Below are 14,661 nucleotides of genomic sequence, written 5' to 3' on the forward strand. Positions count from 1 at the left end.
GTGTCAGCCCTTGAGTGCGCCGGACATGAAGCCGCGGACGTAGTGCCGCTGCAGTGCGAGGAACAGGACGATGCAGGGAAGCGCGAGCACGACCACGCCGGCTTCGGTGGCGCCGTAGTCGACGATGCCCATCACCTGCTGGCGCATGTTGGCGACGGCCAGCGGGAGGGGCAGTTTGGCGGAGTCGCTGATCAGCACCAGCGGGGTGATGAAGTCGTTCCACGCGGCGAGGAACGCGAACAGGCCGACCGTGATCAGGCCGGGTTTCACCGCCGGCACCAGGATGTGCCGCAGCGTGCGGAAACTTCCGCAGCCGTCGACCTGCGCGGACTCGGCGAGATCCTTCGGCACCGCTTCGAACGAGATGCGCATCAGGAACGTCGCGAACGGAAGCTGGAACATGGTGAGCACCAGCGACAGACCGATCAGCGAGTTCTGCAGGCCGAGCTGGTTGAGCAGCACGTAGAGCGGGATCAGCAGCGTCGCGTAGGGCACCATCAGGATCGCGAGGGTGACCAGGAAGAGAATGTTCTTGCCGGGGAACGCGAACGTCGCGAACGCGTACCCGCCGAGCAACGACACGACCAGGGTGAAAAGCACCGTCATCACCGACACCACCGCCGAGTTCAGCAGGTACTGCCCGATCCCGGCCTGGTAGTGCGCCAGTGTCGTGTAGTTCCCGAAGCCCCAGCCGTGGATCTGCCTGGTGCCGGCCTGCGGGCTGACCGAGGCGACCGACGCCCAGACCAGCGGGAACAGGAACAGAAGAGCGAGACCCCCGGTCAGGACATGCCTGGGTGTACGCAGCATCAGCTCTCCTCCTTGCCGCGAAGCCCACGGAACTGGGCGATGTTGAGGACCAGCAGCGCGAGGAGCACCAGGATCGACAGCGCCGCGGCACGTCCCAGGTTGTTCTGTCCCTGGAAGGCCATGTTGTAGATGAGCTGGACGATGGTGATCGTGCTGTTGTCCGGCCCGCCCTTGGTGAGGATGAAGAACTGGTCGAACGCCAGCAGCGACCCGGTGACGCAGAGGATCGTGCACAGTGCCAGCGACGACCGGATCAACGGCACCGTGACGTGCCAGAACGTCTGGAACCGTCCGGCACCGTCGAGGCGGGCCGCCTCGTAGACGTCGCCGGGAATGCCCTGCAGCCCGACCAGCAGCAGGAGCATGTAGAAGCCGGCGTATCGCCAGACGATCAACGCCACCGTGGACCAGAGCGCCGAGCCCGGCGTGCCCAGGAACGACACCGCGCCGAACGGGCTGCTCTGCGGGGAGTAGAGCGCGTAGAACAGCAGCGACGCCGAGGCCAGGCCGAGAGCGGAGGGCACCAGGAACGACGTGCGGAGAAACCCGGTCCAGCGGGTGGACTCCTGCACCAGCAGAGCCAGGCCGAGGGCGAGCGCGAGCAGGATCACGGTCGTGACCAGGGTGTACTTGACCGTGAACCCGACAGCCGGCCAAAACAGCCGGTCGTCGAGCACGTCGGAGAAATTCTCCGGCGCGTTGATGCCCCGGTACCCCGCGAACAGTCCCCAGTCGGAGACCGCCATCCGGGCCACGATCCCGATCGGGATGACGAAGAAGATCACCACGAACACCGCTGTCGGAGCGGCGTAGGCCCAGCCCTGATGGGAGGGCCGGCGGCGCCGTACCCGGGACAGCGTCGCCACTTCGGCCCGGCTCTGCAGCGCCGTCACTGGCCGAGCACCTGCGACAGGGCCTGGTTGTCCTTGCCGAGCGTGCCGGTGTCGCCGTACACCTGGTCGCGCAAAAGGGTGACCCAGGGACTGCCCGGAGCGTTGTAAGCCTGCTGGAAGTTGACCGACACCGGCGTCTTGCTGTGCGGATCGGCGGCGACCTTGTTGATCGTCACCAGGCGCGGGTCCTCGGCCGCGTACCGGTTGTCGGCGAGATCGGTGCGCGAGACGCTGCTGTTGCCGGCGGCGAGCACGTCCACCTGGGCCTTGTCGGACATCAGCCAGGAAAGGAAGTTCCACGCCTGCTGGGTCTTCGTGGAGTCCTTGGAGATGCCGACGCCGTCACCGCCGACGAAGGTGGCGCCGCCGCCGCTGACGCCGGGGATCGGGGTGACGCCGACGTCGACGGTCTTCGCCGCGGTGGAAAGCAACGTCGCCGGGTACGGCATCACGCCGATCTTGCCCTGCTGGAACGCGGCGACCCAGGTCGCGCCGGTCTCGTCCTTGGCGCCGGGTGCGATGGCGCCGGCCGACTGCAGCTCGCGCCAGGTGCTGTAGACCTTCTGCGCGGCGGTCCCGTCGAGCAGCGATTGCGTGCCCTCCGGGTTCATCACCTCCTCGCCGGAGGCCCAGACCATCGGGAACCAGGTGAAGACGTTGCAGCCACCGCAGTTGCCGCCGAAGTAGGTGCCGTAGGTGTCCTTTCTGTTCAGTTTCTGCACGGCCAGGGCCTGCGCCCTGAACTCGTCAAGGGTCGTGGGCCCCTTCTCCGGGTCGAGGCCGGCCTCCCGGTAGAGCTTCTTGTTCCAGAACATCACCGAGAGGTCGAGGACGAACGGCATCACGTACTTCTTGCCCTCGTAGGTGCCGGCCCGCAGGTGCCCCTGGTTGATCTTGTCGGCGTAGGGCAGTTTCGCGATGCTGTCGGTCAGGTCGGCGAAAAGCCCCGCCTTCGTCCAGTTCGGCACGTAGACGATGTCCGCCGCGAACAGGTCGGGTAGCTGGCTGCTGCCGGCCGCGGCGCCGACCTTGGCAACGTAGTCGTCGTTCGGGACGATGGTCAGCTTCACCTGGTTGCGGTGCGTCTTGTTGTACGCCTCGACCAGCGCTTTCGCCTGCAGTTCCAGCGGCGCCCTGGTCCACAGGGTCAGCGCCGCGCCGTCGTCGACGCCGTCGGCGCCCGCGGCGGTCGGCGCCTCGGCCTTGGTGCCGCCACCACCGCAGGCGGCCATCGCCACCGTCAGCCCGATCGCGGCGGCACCGGCGATGGCCCGCCGCACTATCCGGGTACGCAAAACAGCCTCCCAGTCAGGAGTTTTCGGAGTTTCGGTACTGGTATGTTTCAATGAGCCTCCTCCTTGAAAGAGGAGGCGATGAACAGCGAGAAATACGCGAGTCGAAGAATTCTCCGACTTGCCGAAAACGTTTTCGAGAACGTAATACGGAGGAAAAACCGTTGTCAAGAGCTTCGATGGAGTCGGAACCGGCGCAGAGCGCCAACCGCGCCGTGACACTGCGTGATGTCGCGAAGCTGGCCGGCGTCTCGATCGCGACCGCCTCGAAGGCGCTGAACAACCAGCCGCAGGTCCGGGCGGAGACCCGGGCCCGGGTGATCCGGGCGGCCGAGCAGTTGTCGTTCTCGCCGAACACCCTCGCCCAGGGTCTGATCACCCAACGTAGCGGGACGGTGGGGCTGCTGACGTCCGACCTGGAGGGACGTTTCTCGATACCGATCCTGATGGGCGCCGAGGACGCCTTCGGCTCGGACCAGACCTCGGTCTTCCTCTGCGACGCGCGCGGCGACGCGGTCCGGGAGAAGCATCACCTGCGCGCGCTGCTGTCCCGGCGGGTGGACGGGCTGATCGTGGTGGGGGCGCGGCCGGACGCGCGGGCCTCGCTCGGGCGCGACCTGCCGGTGCCGGTGATCTACGCCTACTCCCCCTCGGCGGACCCGGACGACCTCTCCCTGGTCACCGACAACGTGGGCGGCGGGCGGCTCGCCGTCGACCACCTGATCCGGCACGGGCGCCGCAGGATCGCCCACATCACCGGCGACGAGACCTACGGCGCCGCGCAGGACCGCGCCCGCGGAGCGCTGGAGCGACTGGGCGAGGAGGGGCTGGCGCTCGCCGGCGAGCAGGTGTGGTTCGGGTCGTGGTCGGAGGCGTGGGGCCGGGGTGCGACGCGGATGGTCCTGCAGCGCACCCCCGATGTCGACGCGATCTTCGCCGGGTCGGACGAGATCGCGCGGGGCGTCCTCGACACGCTGCACCAGGAGAACCTCGACGTGCCCGGGAAGGTGGCGGTGATCGGTTTCGACAACTGGAACATTCTTGCCGCCAACGCGCGGCCGCCGCTGTCGACGGTGGACATGAACCTGGAGCAGCTGGGGCGGCTGGCGGCGCAGCGCCTGTTCGCGGCCATCGACGGCACCCTGGAGGGCGGCGTGGAGACGGTCGGCTGCCGCCTGGTGATCCGCGAGTCCTCCTGAACCCTCTTGCCGACGGGCTCGCGGCGGCGGTGTCGAGGCCGTCAACCAGAGCCGGACCCGCACTGCGGCGGCGCGGGCGGCGCCAACCCGTCACACGGCACGTTCGCCAGCGCGGATCTTGCCATCGGCGGGCCGCGCGGACCTCGGCATCAGCAAGTCGCGCTGACCTCCGGTGGCGCCGGCCGGGGCGTCAGGGAACCCGGGCGACGGCGACCCAGCACATGGCGTCGGCGACGCTGGTGGTGACCTCCCCGGCCGGGCGCCACTCGACGCTGGAGACGATGCCGGGCTCGACGAGCTCCAGCCCGTCGAGGAAAGCGGCGACCTCGTCGCGGCCACGGGCCCGGTAGACGCCGTGCTCGCCGCTGTCGATGAGGGCCTGGACCTTGGCCTGGACCGCGGCCGGCAGGGTGTCGAAGGTGCCGTGGACGATCACCACGTAACTGCCCGGGGCGAGGGCCGCGATCAGGGTGCGGACGGCCCGGTGGGCACGCTCGTCGTCGTCGACCAGGTGCAGGACGCTGCCCAGCAGCACGGCGACCGGCTCGCTGAAATCGATCACGCTGCGCACCTGCTCGTCGGCGAGGATTGCCTCGACGTCGAGCAGGTCGCCGTCGACGAACTCGGCGACGCCGTCCGGGCCGCTGAGGGTGACGCCGCGGTGCTGGACCCCGACCAGGGCGTCGTTGTCGACGTACACGATCCGGCTTGCCGGGTTTGCCTCCTGTGCGACCTCGTGCACATTGGGCGACAGCGGGCGGCCCGCGCCGATGTCGAGGATCTGGCCGATGCCCCGATCGGCGACCAGATGGCGCACCACGCGGATGACGACGGCCCGGCCCTCGCGCGCGGCGGCCATCATGTTCGGCAGCACGCCGACGATCGTCGCGGTGGACTCACGCTCCGCGGAGTAGTTGTCCTTCCCGCCCAGCCACTGGTTGTAGCGGCGCGACGTGTTGAGGCCGCTGATGTCGGGCTCCGGAGTCATCGCGGCACCTCACCGTGGTCGGGTAACGACTTGGCGCCACTGTAGTCGCCGCGGCTGCCGCGCGGGTGCCACGAGCACCGGCCGGCGCCCGGTCCGGCCTGCCCGCACGGCACCGGCGGCTCAGAGGGGGACCGGCGGTTCTCGCGGCGGCGGCGTGCCTGGGCAGCGGCGAGAGCGGCGGCGGCCTGCTCGCAGAGTTCGGTGGCGTCGGCCTGCAGACGCGCGCTTGCCTCGAACAGGCTGTCCGCTTCGTGATCGGCCATGAGACCTCTTCACCCCATCGGTACGGTACCGCGCCTCCAGCATGACGCGACCGACGCGGCAATCGACGCAAATCGGAGCGGTACGGGCAATCGGGGCGCCCCTCACGACGTACCGGGAAAGTGAAGTTGATCTTAAGTTTGAAAACAGCCACGCCTCTGTTGATCCGCCGTGGGAGCGATCCCGTATCGATGGCCGAAGGCATGCCATGCCATGGGGAAAGGCACAGGCCAATGTATCGGTCAAAGATCAACAAGTCGCGACGCTGGCAGATCGTCGCGGTGGTCGGGGTCGCGGTGACCCTGGCCGGAATCGGACTCGGGGTGGCGTCCGCGGCGGAGACGAAGACGCCGACCGTCACCTGCCCCGACGTCAAGATCACCGTGTCGATCCCGGCACAGGCGCAGAACGAGGTCAACCAGAACCTCGCCCTGCTCAAGACGCAGATCGACGAAGCCAACAAGCGGATCGTCTCGACGCAGGGCCAGGGCGGTGCGAACTTCATCCAGAACGCGATCCTCGGACCGCTGAAGGAGAAGCGGTTCGCCACGATCAGCCGGATCGAGACCGCGATCGGCCGCAACGCGCCGAAGCCGAACCTGAACGCCGCGGGCCTGTCGGGGTGCACGCTGAACCAGAACGGCGGTGGCGCCACCGCGGCGCCGACGACGGTCGCGGCCACCACCGCGCCGGGCGGGAACCTCGGGATCCTGACCAACAGCTGCGACACCAGCAAGCTGCCGGCGCACGACGGTTTCCAGAAAGGCGACCGCTGCGTCAGCACCGAGTTCGGCGAGGTCGCGTCGGCGGCCAACGACGCCTCGCTGCTGATCACGCAGGCGCCCCGCCAGGTCAACCGGAACCAGGCGTTCACGCTGCGGGTCAGCACCCGGAACCTGATCCGCGACCGCTTCCTGGCGGCCGGGCAGGGCGGGTACTACGTGGAATCCAGCGTGCTGCGCAACGGCATCGTGCGGGGTCACTTCCACACCGCGTGCCGCATGCTGGCCAGCACGAACACGGCGCCCGCGCCCGATCCGGTCCCCGCGTTCTTCGTGGCGACCGAGGACAGCAAGGGTGGCCGCACGCCCGACTCGGTGACCATCCAGGTGCCGGGGCTGCCGCAGGCCGGCACCGCGCAGTGCGCCTCGTGGGCGGGCGACGGCTCGCACCGCATCCCGATGATGGAGCGGGCGAACCAGACGCCGGCCATGGACGCTGTCCGCATCCAGGTCCGCTGATCCACTGACGGAAAAGACCGGCTGCCGTACGACGGTAGCCGGTCTTTTCCGTCACCCACCGGTGTTACGGAGCGATGGACCAGAGCTGGCACGGGTTGTTCAGCCACATCCAGAGGCGGGCCGGAGTGCCGTTGGCCGTGCCGCAGTCCTGGTCGTCGAGGACCATGCCGCTGTTCTCCACGACGAGTTCGTACTTGCCGTTGCCGGCCGGGATGACCGCCCACTGCTGGCACAGGTTGCCCAGCGACTGCCAGAGGTCGACCGCGGTGCCCAGCGCCAGCCCGCAGTTCACCGCGTCGAGGACCTTGCCGGCGTTGACGTTGGTCAGCGTCCACTTGTTCGCGCCGACGCTGGTGAACCTCCACTGCTGACAGGTGTTGCCGAGCGCCTGCCACTGGTCGACCGCGGTGCCGTTGGCGGTGCCGCAGTTGACCGCGTCGAGCACCTTGCCGCTCTGCACGTTGGTCAGCCGGTAGGTGGCGCCGTTGACCGGGAACGTGACGCTCTTGCCGTAGCCGACCGACACGATGTTCGCCTGGACCGCGTTCTCCGTGGCGTCGGACGGGTAGCCGCTGGTCATGACGCCCTCGAAGAACGAGCCGACCGAGCCGTTGCTGTTGTCGCCGCCGATGCCGAGGATGATCGCGCCCTGCTTGGTCATCGGACGGTAGCCCGACTGCGTCGGCAGCCCGCCGTTGTAGCGTGTCGCCAGGCCGCCGGACTGGGCGTTCCCGTCCTTGATCGCGTACGTCGTCGTGCCGTTGTTCTTCAGCACCGCGGTGACGAACGCGCTGTTGCGGCCGGTGTTCGCGGTGTTCGAGCCGTTGCCACCGGCGAACAGGCCGTTCTCCAGGTCGGCGGCGACCCGCGGGCCGGTCGCGCAGGGCGAGAACCAGCACAGGTTGCCGAAGTAGATGGCGTCCATGTCGCCGTTGCCGGTGTCCATGTTGTTCGTCTCGGCGTTGCCGTAGTCGAAGCAGCAGCGGTCGTTGACGTGGGTGCCCTCGGTGACCATGTACATGCCCTCGGGCTGGCTGCCGGTGGCGACGCCGCTGGTCGCGTTGTTGCGGTAACCGTTGCCGGCCGAGATGTAGACGCCGTAGACCTTGTGGCCGCCGGCCGTGACCGGCAACGCGGCCGCGTTCGCGCCTTGGTCGGCGGTGGGGTTGGCGCCGCCGCCGGGCGCGATCGTCAGATCGTTGTGCTTCGAGGTCTGGTCGTAGATCCGCACGATCGTGCAGTAGGTGCCGGAGCAGAACGAGTCCTGCGCGGCGGCGTTCGCGTACCCGCCCGCGGCGAGCGTGCCGATGGTGCTGGTGGCGCCGTCGGACCAGCGCCTCACCTGGTAGAGCGAGCCGTTGTAGGCGCCGAACAGGGCCCGGGTGGTGCTGTGCGCGGCCGCGCAGGGCGTGCCGCCGGCGGCATAGAGGTCACAGGGCAGGGTGCCCGCGGCGTTCGCTGCGCCGGCACCGGCGACCAGGCCCGCGGCGGCGACGAGAGCGGTCGCGGCGACCGCGAGGAAGGCGCGCCATCGGGCGCGCGGAGATCGGGACATGGGGGAACCTTTCGCGTGCGTGTGGGGCGGCCACCGCACTGCGCGCCAGCCGCCTGGGGATCCACAGATGTGAAAGTTAACATCGATTTTCGTGGATGTAGCCGCGATGTCAAGGGGCACGCGTTGTGAACGCTAACGAGGCGCGGGACGACCGCGCCTACTCGGTCACGGCCGTGTACTGGCCGCCCCACTGCTGCTCCACCTGCTCGTCCGAGACGTCGACGGCCACCGCCGGCAACTCCTCGACCAGGCGTCGCGCCAGCTCCGCCGACAGGAAATGGTGGCTCAGATCCAGCGTCTCCAGATGGGTCAGCGGCTGCCCGGCCAGGAGTGCTTCGCCGCCGCGGTCGCTGAGCATGCCCATCGACAGGTCGAGCACCCGGAGCCCGGCGACCACGGGCGCCGCAGCCACCGCCTCGGCGATCTCGTCGGCGATCTCGGCGTTGCGCAGGCCGAGCCGGGTGAGCGCGGGCAACGACCGGCCGGCCAGGATCGGCGCCAGGTCGGCGACGGTCACGTCACCGCCGTGCCGCCCGACGCCCAGCCAGAGTTCGAGACTCTCCAGAGCGGGCAGGGCGGCGGCGCCGATCGCCCGGACCACCCCGGCCGGCAGGCCCGCGGACTGGAACACCAGCTCCCGCAGGCTCTCGTGGCGGATCGGGGTCAGCTCCAGGCCGTCCGCGCCCCGCACCCACAGGTGCTCCAGGCGCGGGAACGCCGTCAGCAACGGCGTGATGTCGCCGTGCCGGATCCACGAGACCTCGCACTCCTCGCTGGACATCTCGCCGATGAACAGCGCGCGGAGGTTGCCGAGCCGGTCCGCGTTCCCCGCCAGCACCCCGGCCGGGAACGGGTCGCGATGCGAGGCACCCCAGTCCTGGACGATGAGCGCGACCGGGCCGCCCGGGCCGGTCTGCTCCATCAACTCCTCGAAGAGGGCCGGGAACCGCTCCGTCCCGTAGTAGTTGTTGATCCGCCAGGCGACGCTCGCCGGGTCGCCGCCGGCACCGTCCTCCCAGCTGACGACCGGGAGCCCGGCGAACGTCCGCAGCGCGTCGTCGATGCTCATCGGACCTCCTCGGCGATCGGAACAGAGCGCCGTCACGGTAACAAGCCCCCCCCCGCCGATCTTGCGATCGTCGATGTTCGGGCAGGTGGGGGCGGGTCCGGCCGGAAACGGATCGACGAAGGGTTCAACCTTTCGCGGCGGCGGACCGTATCCCGGGGCAGGTATTTGCACATCGAGTGCAGACAGACCGAGAGGGGTTTCGATGTCTCCCAGGAGGTCCAGCGAACGCCGTGGCCCGCGATCGCTGCGCAAGCGCGTCGCACTGGGCGGCGCCGTCGCGGCCGTGACCGTCGGCGCGCTGCTCGTCGTCCAGAACAGCTTCGCCGCGACGATCCCCGGGCTGGGCGCTTCCCGCCAGAGCGCCCAGCCCGGAACCGCGGCAGCCGCCGGCTCCGGTGGCGCGGCACGCACCGGGTTCGGGGCGGCCGGCAACGGGCTCCGGTTCTCCGGCCTCGGCGGCAGCACCCGTGTCGCCTCGACCGGTGACCAGCCGGGGAACTGCCCGGACGCGCACATCGTGGTCACCCGGGCCTCGACCGAGGCGCCCGGCACCGGCATCATCGGCTCGCTGGCGACCGCTGTCACCCGGGCCAGCGACCAGAAGATCACGGTCGAGGCGACCGACTACCCGGCGCTGCTCAACCCGTACCCGCCGAGCGTCGCGGCCGGCACGAGAGCCCTCACCACCCAGCTCACCGACGAGGCCCGGAACTGCCCGGACACCAAGATCGTGGTGATGGGCTACTCGCAGGGCGCGCACGTCATCGGCGACGTCCTCGCCGGCACCGGGCGGGCCGCCGGGTTCACGCAGAGCGCGGCGATCTCCACCGACGTGTCGGACAAGGTGGTCGCGGTGGTCCTGATGGGCGACCCGCGGTTCGTCCCGGGCAAGTCGTTCAACGCCGGCACCTCCCGTACGCGCGGCCTCTTCCCCCGTGGGAACGACGCCTCGCTGGACGCCTTCGCGGACCGCACCCAGTCCTTCTGCGACACCGGTGACACGTTCTGCGCGAGCGGGGCGAGTGTGGCGACGCACCTGAGCTACACGCGCAAGTACAACAGGGTCGCCCAGGACTTCATCCTGTCGAAGATCGGCGGCTGACCGGAGCCGGTGCGGCGTCAGCGACCCGAGGCGCCGCACCGGTCTCACCGCGGCAGCTTTCACCGTGGCAGAGGAAGAGCCACACCACCCGCGTACGCCGGGTGCTCCGCCTCGTCGAGCATCGCGGCAGCCACCGTCGCCCGGCTGACCATGGCCGGGAGCAGGCGTTTCGGTGCGTCCCGCAGCGCGGCGGTGCGCCGCGACGGGCTCAGCGGCCCGTTCGACAGCGGCCCGGCGTGGAACACCGTCCCGCCCGCCTGGAGCACCATCGCGTCCGCGGCCACCTTGTCGGCGAGCTGATCGCCGAGCATCCGCAGCAGCGCCCGGGTGACGGGCCCGCCCGCCCGGGCCGACGGTCCGGTGCCGAACGCGCCGAGCCACACCACCCGCGGCACCCCGGCCAGCGCCCGGGCCCCCGCGACGAGCGCTCCCGGCTGGTCCCCGCGGGCGATGCCGAGCCCGGAGACCACCACCTGCCGTCCGGCCAGGGCGGCGGCCATGCTCGCCGGGTCCCGCACGTCGGCGGCCACCCGGGTGAGCATGTGAGAGTCGAAATCGGACAGCTTCTCCGGCGTACGGGCGAGGGCCACCACCGTGTGCCCGCGCGCGAGGGCCTGACGGGTCAGCTCGCGTCCCGTGGCGCCGGATGCTCCCAGCACGGTGATCTCCATGGTCACCGCACCGCCCGCAGCACGTCGAGCCCCGCCGCGTGCACCCCGGGCGCCGCCGCGACGTACCCGGCACTGGTCACGTCCCACGGTTTGCCGTCCAGATCGGTCACGATCCCGCCCGCCTCCCGGACCAGCAGGACCGGCGCGATGTGCGACCGCAGGTTGTCGAACTGCCAGTGCAGGTCCATCCGCCCGGCCGCCACCTGCGCGAGCTGCTGACCGACCGGGACCGACGCCCGTACGTACAGTGCCTTGCGCATCATCGCCGTGACGGCGGCCCCCACCCGCGCGGTGCGCGCCGGATCGCGATCGGGCTTGGCCTGACCGGTTCCGGTCAGCGCCAGGGACAGATCGGTCTTCGCCGAGACGTGGATCGGCGTCCCGCCGAGAAGAGCTCCTTCGCCCGCGGTCGCGGTGAACATCTCCTTCGTCGCCGGCGCGTACAGCACCGCCAGCACCGGTGAGCCGTCGCGGACCAGGCTGACGCCGATGTTCCAGTCCGGCATGCCCTGCACCGCGTTCATGTTGCCGCCCACCGGATCGACGACCCACCAGTCCCCGGCCGGCATCGGCCCCGAGCCGTGCTCGTCCGACGTCCACTGCGACCCCGGCAGCGCGTCGATCAACACCGGTCGCAGCGAGGCCGAGACGGCGTCGTCGTTGGCCCGCAGCGCCGCGAACAGCTCCGCGGACGTGACCGGCGTGCTCGCCGGACGCTGGACCAGGGACGCGGCCTCGCGCACCGCTTCTGTCACCACACTCACCAAGTTCATGCGTCAAGCATCGAATCAGCACACCGTTAAGTCCAGTGCAACGTTGTTACCCTATGATTTACCGTCATGCAATTGGATCTGAACCTGCTGACCGTGCTCGACGCGCTCCTGGAGGAGGGCGGCGTGGCAGGCGCGGCGCAGCGGCTGCGGCTCTCCTCCCCCGCGGTCAGTCGCAGCCTCGGCCGCCTGCGCCGGCTCACCGGCGACGACATCCTGGTGCGCACCGGGCGGGGCATGACCCCGACGCCGTACGCGATCGCCGTCCGCGAACAGGTCGGTGACCTGCTGCGTCAGGCCCAGAGTGTGCTCGCGCCGAGCCGCGAGCTGGACCTGGCCGGGCTCGACCGGGTGTTCACCCTGCAGTGCCACGACATGCTGGCGACCGCACTCGCCCCGCCGCTGCTGGCCACCGTGGTCACGGAGGCGCCCGGGGTCCGGCTGCGGTTCCTGCCGGAGGCCGCCGTGGACACCGACGAGCTGCGGCACGGCCGGGTCGACCTGGAGATCGGGGCAGACGTTCCCACGCTGCCGGAGATCCGGCACGCGACCGTCGGGCACGATCAGTTCGTCCTGGTGATGCGCCGGCACCATCCGTACGCGCAAAGCCCTGGTCTCGAACAATTCGCGGCGCACCCGCACGTGCTGATCTCGCGCCGCGGGCGGCTGACCGACCCCGTCGACGCGATCCTGGAGTCGCACGGGCTGCGGCGGCGGGTCCTCGCCGCCGTCGGCACCGCGGCGACCGCGGCGAGCATCATCGCGGGCAGCGACGCCGTGCTGATCGCGCCGGAGCTGACCTGGCGGCCGCTGCAGACCGCGTTCGACCTGGTCAGCGCGCCGCTACCGATCACCTTGCCGGGCGCGCCGATCACCTGCGGATGGCATCAGCGCTACGAGACCGACCCGGCCCACGCCTGGCTGCGCGAGCGGGTCCGCGACGCGTTCACGACGGTGCTGGGCCGCGGTTCGTAGCACGGCCGCGGCCAGGGCCACGCCGCACCTTATGCGGTGGCCTCGCGGACCGCCTCGTCGAGGGTCGGGTGCATGCTCAGCATCCGGCTCATGTTGATCACCGTGAGCGCCTGCAGCACGATCCCCCGCGCCCCCGCCACAGACACCGCGCCGCCGCGCGCGGCCACCCGCCGATGCAGGCGGAACAGCAGGTTGATGCCGGCCGAGTCACAGAACGTCACGCCGGACAGGTCGACGATCAGCCGGCACCCGTCGGCGTCCAGCGGCGGCTCGGCCGCCTCGGCGAGCGCCGGGCTGCTGTCGCGGTCGATCTCACCGATCGGGGTCAGCACGGTCACCGCGGGGGCCACCTGCTCGACGCTCACGCTCAGGTATTGCTCGCTCATCAGCCGCTCTCCTCGTCGGGGGCGGTCTGTCCCGCTTTGGGTAGCGTATTACGCGCGGCCGCCGCCGACCATTCGACCATCAGCAGGGTCGCGTCGTCGTCCGGGGTCGCCCCCTGATGATCGATGACCGCGTGCGCGAGCCGGCGCAGGGTCTCCGGCGCCGGCAGCCCGTCCGCCGCATGCCGCCCCACCAGGCCGACCAGCCGGTCCAACCCGAACCGCTCGCCGTCCGCGGTCCGGGCCTCGGTGACCCCGTCGGTGTAGAGCAGCAGGCGGTCCCCCGGCTCGAGGGACTCCTGACCGACCCGTACGTCGTCGTCCGCCAGGCCCAGCGGCAGGCGGCGGCCGTGCGGGATCTCCCGGACCAGCCGGCCACCGCGCACCAGCAGCGGCTCGGGATGACCGGCGTTGACATAGCGCAGCGCACCGGTGTCGAGCCGCATCTCGGCGAGCACGGCGGTGACGAACCGGCCCTCCGGGAACTGCTCGGTCAGCGCCCGGTCCGCGGTTCGTGCCTGCTCCAGCAGATCCGCACCGTTGCGGCGGGCGGCCCGGACAGCGGAGATCGCGACGGCGCAGGCCACTCCCGCCGTCATCCCCTTGCCGACCGCGTCGAGGATCACCAGGTGCGCGGTGTCGCCCTCCAGGGAGTAGTCGAAGCCGTCGCCACCCACGTCGTAGCAGGGTTGCAGCACGGCGCTGACCGCCGCCCGGTCACAGCTCGCGGTCAGCGGCGGGACCAGCCGCCACACCAGCTCGGCGGCCGGGGTGACCGGCTGCGAGCGCCGGGCCCGCTCGAGGTGATCGCCCCGCGCCGAGATGGCCGAGACGAGGTGCCCGACCAGGCCTGCGACCAGCTCGCACCGGGCCGGCGGGAGATCCTCCCCGGCGAACTCCATGACGCCGAGCCGATCCGTGCCGTCGACCATCGGCACCCACCACCGGTCGCCCTCGCCACGGATCGAGACGACCCGGGCGAACGCCCGGCCGGCCAGCGAACTGTCCACCGGCAGCGGCTCCGGAGCCGGTCTGCCGGCCTCGGGCAGGGCACGCAGGGTGACCTGCTCGTAGTCGACCAGCCAGATTCGGCTGCGCACGCCGATCCCGGCCAGCACGGCGCCGACCGTCGCGGCGAGGCCGTCGGGTCGTACGAGATGCGCGGCGCCCAGAAGGTCCTGGAGCGCCCGGAACCATCGTGTCTCGTCCATGGCGGGATCCCGGTGGTGAGGTGCGGCTGCTGACGGGTATGTCCCTGCCGGTTTCCCCTGATCACCGGAGGCGACACATGACCGTGGGCATCGAAACAGCGCTGCGCCGGGAGATGGACGGCGTCGTCGCCGACCTGAAACGGCTCGTCCGCATTCCGGGGCTCGCGTTCGACGGTTCCGACCACGCGCACCTCGACCGGTCGGCGTCACTCGTCGCCGAGCTGCTCAGCGGCTGCGCCTG

15 protein-coding genes are annotated in these 14,661 nt (G+C 70.5%); 4 read left to right on the forward strand and 11 right to left on the reverse strand.

The window, feature by feature from the left end:
* Nucleotides 1-3: 3 nt before the first annotated feature.
* From Acy02nite_RS15890 to Acy02nite_RS15900, 3 genes are read right to left on the reverse strand one after another with little or no spacing between them, the layout of a single operon-like run.
* A complete protein-coding gene (locus tag Acy02nite_RS15890) occupies nt 4-810 on the reverse strand; it encodes a carbohydrate ABC transporter permease (protein ID WP_203741292.1) in 807 nt (268 codons plus the stop codon).
* Nucleotides 810-1,703, reverse strand: coding sequence for a carbohydrate ABC transporter permease (locus tag Acy02nite_RS15895; protein ID WP_203741293.1), 894 nt, complete (start codon nt 1,701-1,703; stop codon nt 810-812). The genes Acy02nite_RS15890 and Acy02nite_RS15895 overlap by 1 nt, the downstream gene beginning before the upstream one ends.
* Complete coding sequence (locus Acy02nite_RS15900; RefSeq protein ID WP_239174882.1) at nt 1,700-2,998, reverse strand: ABC transporter substrate-binding protein; 1,299 nt, start codon at nt 2,996-2,998, stop codon at nt 1,700-1,702. Before Acy02nite_RS15900 ends, Acy02nite_RS15895 begins: the two co-directional genes overlap by 4 nt.
* A gap of 176 nt (nt 2,999-3,174) precedes the next feature.
* On the opposite strand from Acy02nite_RS15900, the gene Acy02nite_RS15905 reads away from it, so the two are divergent.
* Nucleotides 3,175-4,194, forward strand: a complete 1,020-nt coding sequence (locus Acy02nite_RS15905; RefSeq protein WP_203741295.1) for a LacI family DNA-binding transcriptional regulator — start codon at nt 3,175-3,177, stop codon at nt 4,192-4,194.
* A 190-nt stretch (nt 4,195-4,384) separates the two neighbouring features.
* On the opposite strand, the gene Acy02nite_RS15910 is transcribed toward Acy02nite_RS15905, so the two are convergent.
* Nucleotides 4,385-5,182 (reverse strand): SAM-dependent methyltransferase, encoded by a 798-nt coding sequence (locus Acy02nite_RS15910; protein WP_203741296.1) that lies wholly within the window; start codon nt 5,180-5,182, stop codon nt 4,385-4,387.
* On the reverse strand, nt 5,179-5,445 hold the full coding sequence (locus Acy02nite_RS15915; RefSeq protein WP_203741297.1) for a hypothetical protein: 267 nt from the start codon (nt 5,443-5,445) through the stop codon (nt 5,179-5,181). The genes Acy02nite_RS15910 and Acy02nite_RS15915 overlap by 4 nt, the downstream gene beginning before the upstream one ends.
* A 231-nt stretch (nt 5,446-5,676) precedes the next feature.
* Here Acy02nite_RS15915 and Acy02nite_RS46515 point away from each other — a divergent pair, with 231 nt between their 5' ends.
* Complete coding sequence (locus tag Acy02nite_RS46515) at nt 5,677-6,684, forward strand: Pecanex-like protein 1 (protein ID WP_239174884.1); 1,008 nt, start codon at nt 5,677-5,679, stop codon at nt 6,682-6,684.
* 64 nt (nt 6,685-6,748) lie between these two features.
* On the opposite strand, the gene Acy02nite_RS15925 is transcribed toward Acy02nite_RS46515, so the two are convergent.
* The gene (locus Acy02nite_RS15925) at nt 6,749-8,239 is read right to left on the reverse strand and encodes an arabinofuranosidase catalytic domain-containing protein (protein ID WP_203741298.1); all 1,491 of its coding nucleotides are present in this window, start codon (nt 8,237-8,239) and stop codon (nt 6,749-6,751) included.
* 157 nt (nt 8,240-8,396) lie between these two features.
* Nucleotides 8,397-9,308, reverse strand: a complete 912-nt coding sequence (locus tag Acy02nite_RS15930) for an STM4015 family protein (protein WP_203741299.1) — start codon at nt 9,306-9,308, stop codon at nt 8,397-8,399.
* 202 nt (nt 9,309-9,510) lie between these two features.
* Here Acy02nite_RS15930 and Acy02nite_RS15935 point away from each other — a divergent pair, with 202 nt between their 5' ends.
* Nucleotides 9,511-10,410: a cutinase family protein gene (locus Acy02nite_RS15935; protein WP_203741300.1), complete on the forward strand. Its 900-nt coding sequence runs from the start codon at nt 9,511-9,513 to the stop codon at nt 10,408-10,410.
* Nucleotides 10,411-10,469: 59 nt separating this feature from the next.
* On the opposite strand, the gene Acy02nite_RS15940 is transcribed toward Acy02nite_RS15935, so the two are convergent.
* The gene (locus tag Acy02nite_RS15940; protein ID WP_203741303.1) at nt 10,470-11,081 is read right to left on the reverse strand and encodes an NAD(P)-dependent oxidoreductase; all 612 of its coding nucleotides are present in this window, start codon (nt 11,079-11,081) and stop codon (nt 10,470-10,472) included.
* Nucleotides 11,082-11,083: 2 nt separating this feature from the next.
* On the reverse strand, nt 11,084-11,854 hold the full coding sequence (locus Acy02nite_RS15945) for an inositol monophosphatase family protein (protein ID WP_203741305.1): 771 nt from the start codon (nt 11,852-11,854) through the stop codon (nt 11,084-11,086).
* 66 nt (nt 11,855-11,920) lie between these two features.
* Between Acy02nite_RS15945 and Acy02nite_RS15950 the strand changes: the two genes are divergently transcribed.
* Nucleotides 11,921-12,826 (forward strand): LysR family transcriptional regulator, encoded by a 906-nt coding sequence (locus Acy02nite_RS15950; RefSeq protein ID WP_203741307.1) that lies wholly within the window; start codon nt 11,921-11,923, stop codon nt 12,824-12,826.
* 29 nt (nt 12,827-12,855) lie between these two features.
* Here the strand turns inward: Acy02nite_RS15950 and Acy02nite_RS15955 are convergent, their stop codons facing one another.
* Together Acy02nite_RS15955 and Acy02nite_RS15960 are read right to left on the reverse strand one after the other, a co-directional pair.
* Nucleotides 12,856-13,212 carry an STAS domain-containing protein gene (locus Acy02nite_RS15955; protein ID WP_203741309.1) on the reverse strand — a complete coding sequence of 119 codons (357 nt, stop codon included), beginning with the start codon at nt 13,210-13,212 and terminating at the stop codon, nt 12,856-12,858.
* Nucleotides 13,212-14,420 carry a PP2C family protein-serine/threonine phosphatase gene (locus tag Acy02nite_RS15960; RefSeq protein ID WP_203741310.1) on the reverse strand — a complete coding sequence of 403 codons (1,209 nt, stop codon included), beginning with the start codon at nt 14,418-14,420 and terminating at the stop codon, nt 13,212-13,214. The genes Acy02nite_RS15955 and Acy02nite_RS15960 overlap by 1 nt, the downstream gene beginning before the upstream one ends.
* Nucleotides 14,421-14,661: the final 241 nt, after the last annotated feature.

Source organism: Actinoplanes cyaneus (genome assembly GCF_016862095.1).
Taxonomy (GTDB): domain Bacteria; phylum Actinomycetota; class Actinomycetes; order Mycobacteriales; family Micromonosporaceae; genus Actinoplanes; species Actinoplanes cyaneus.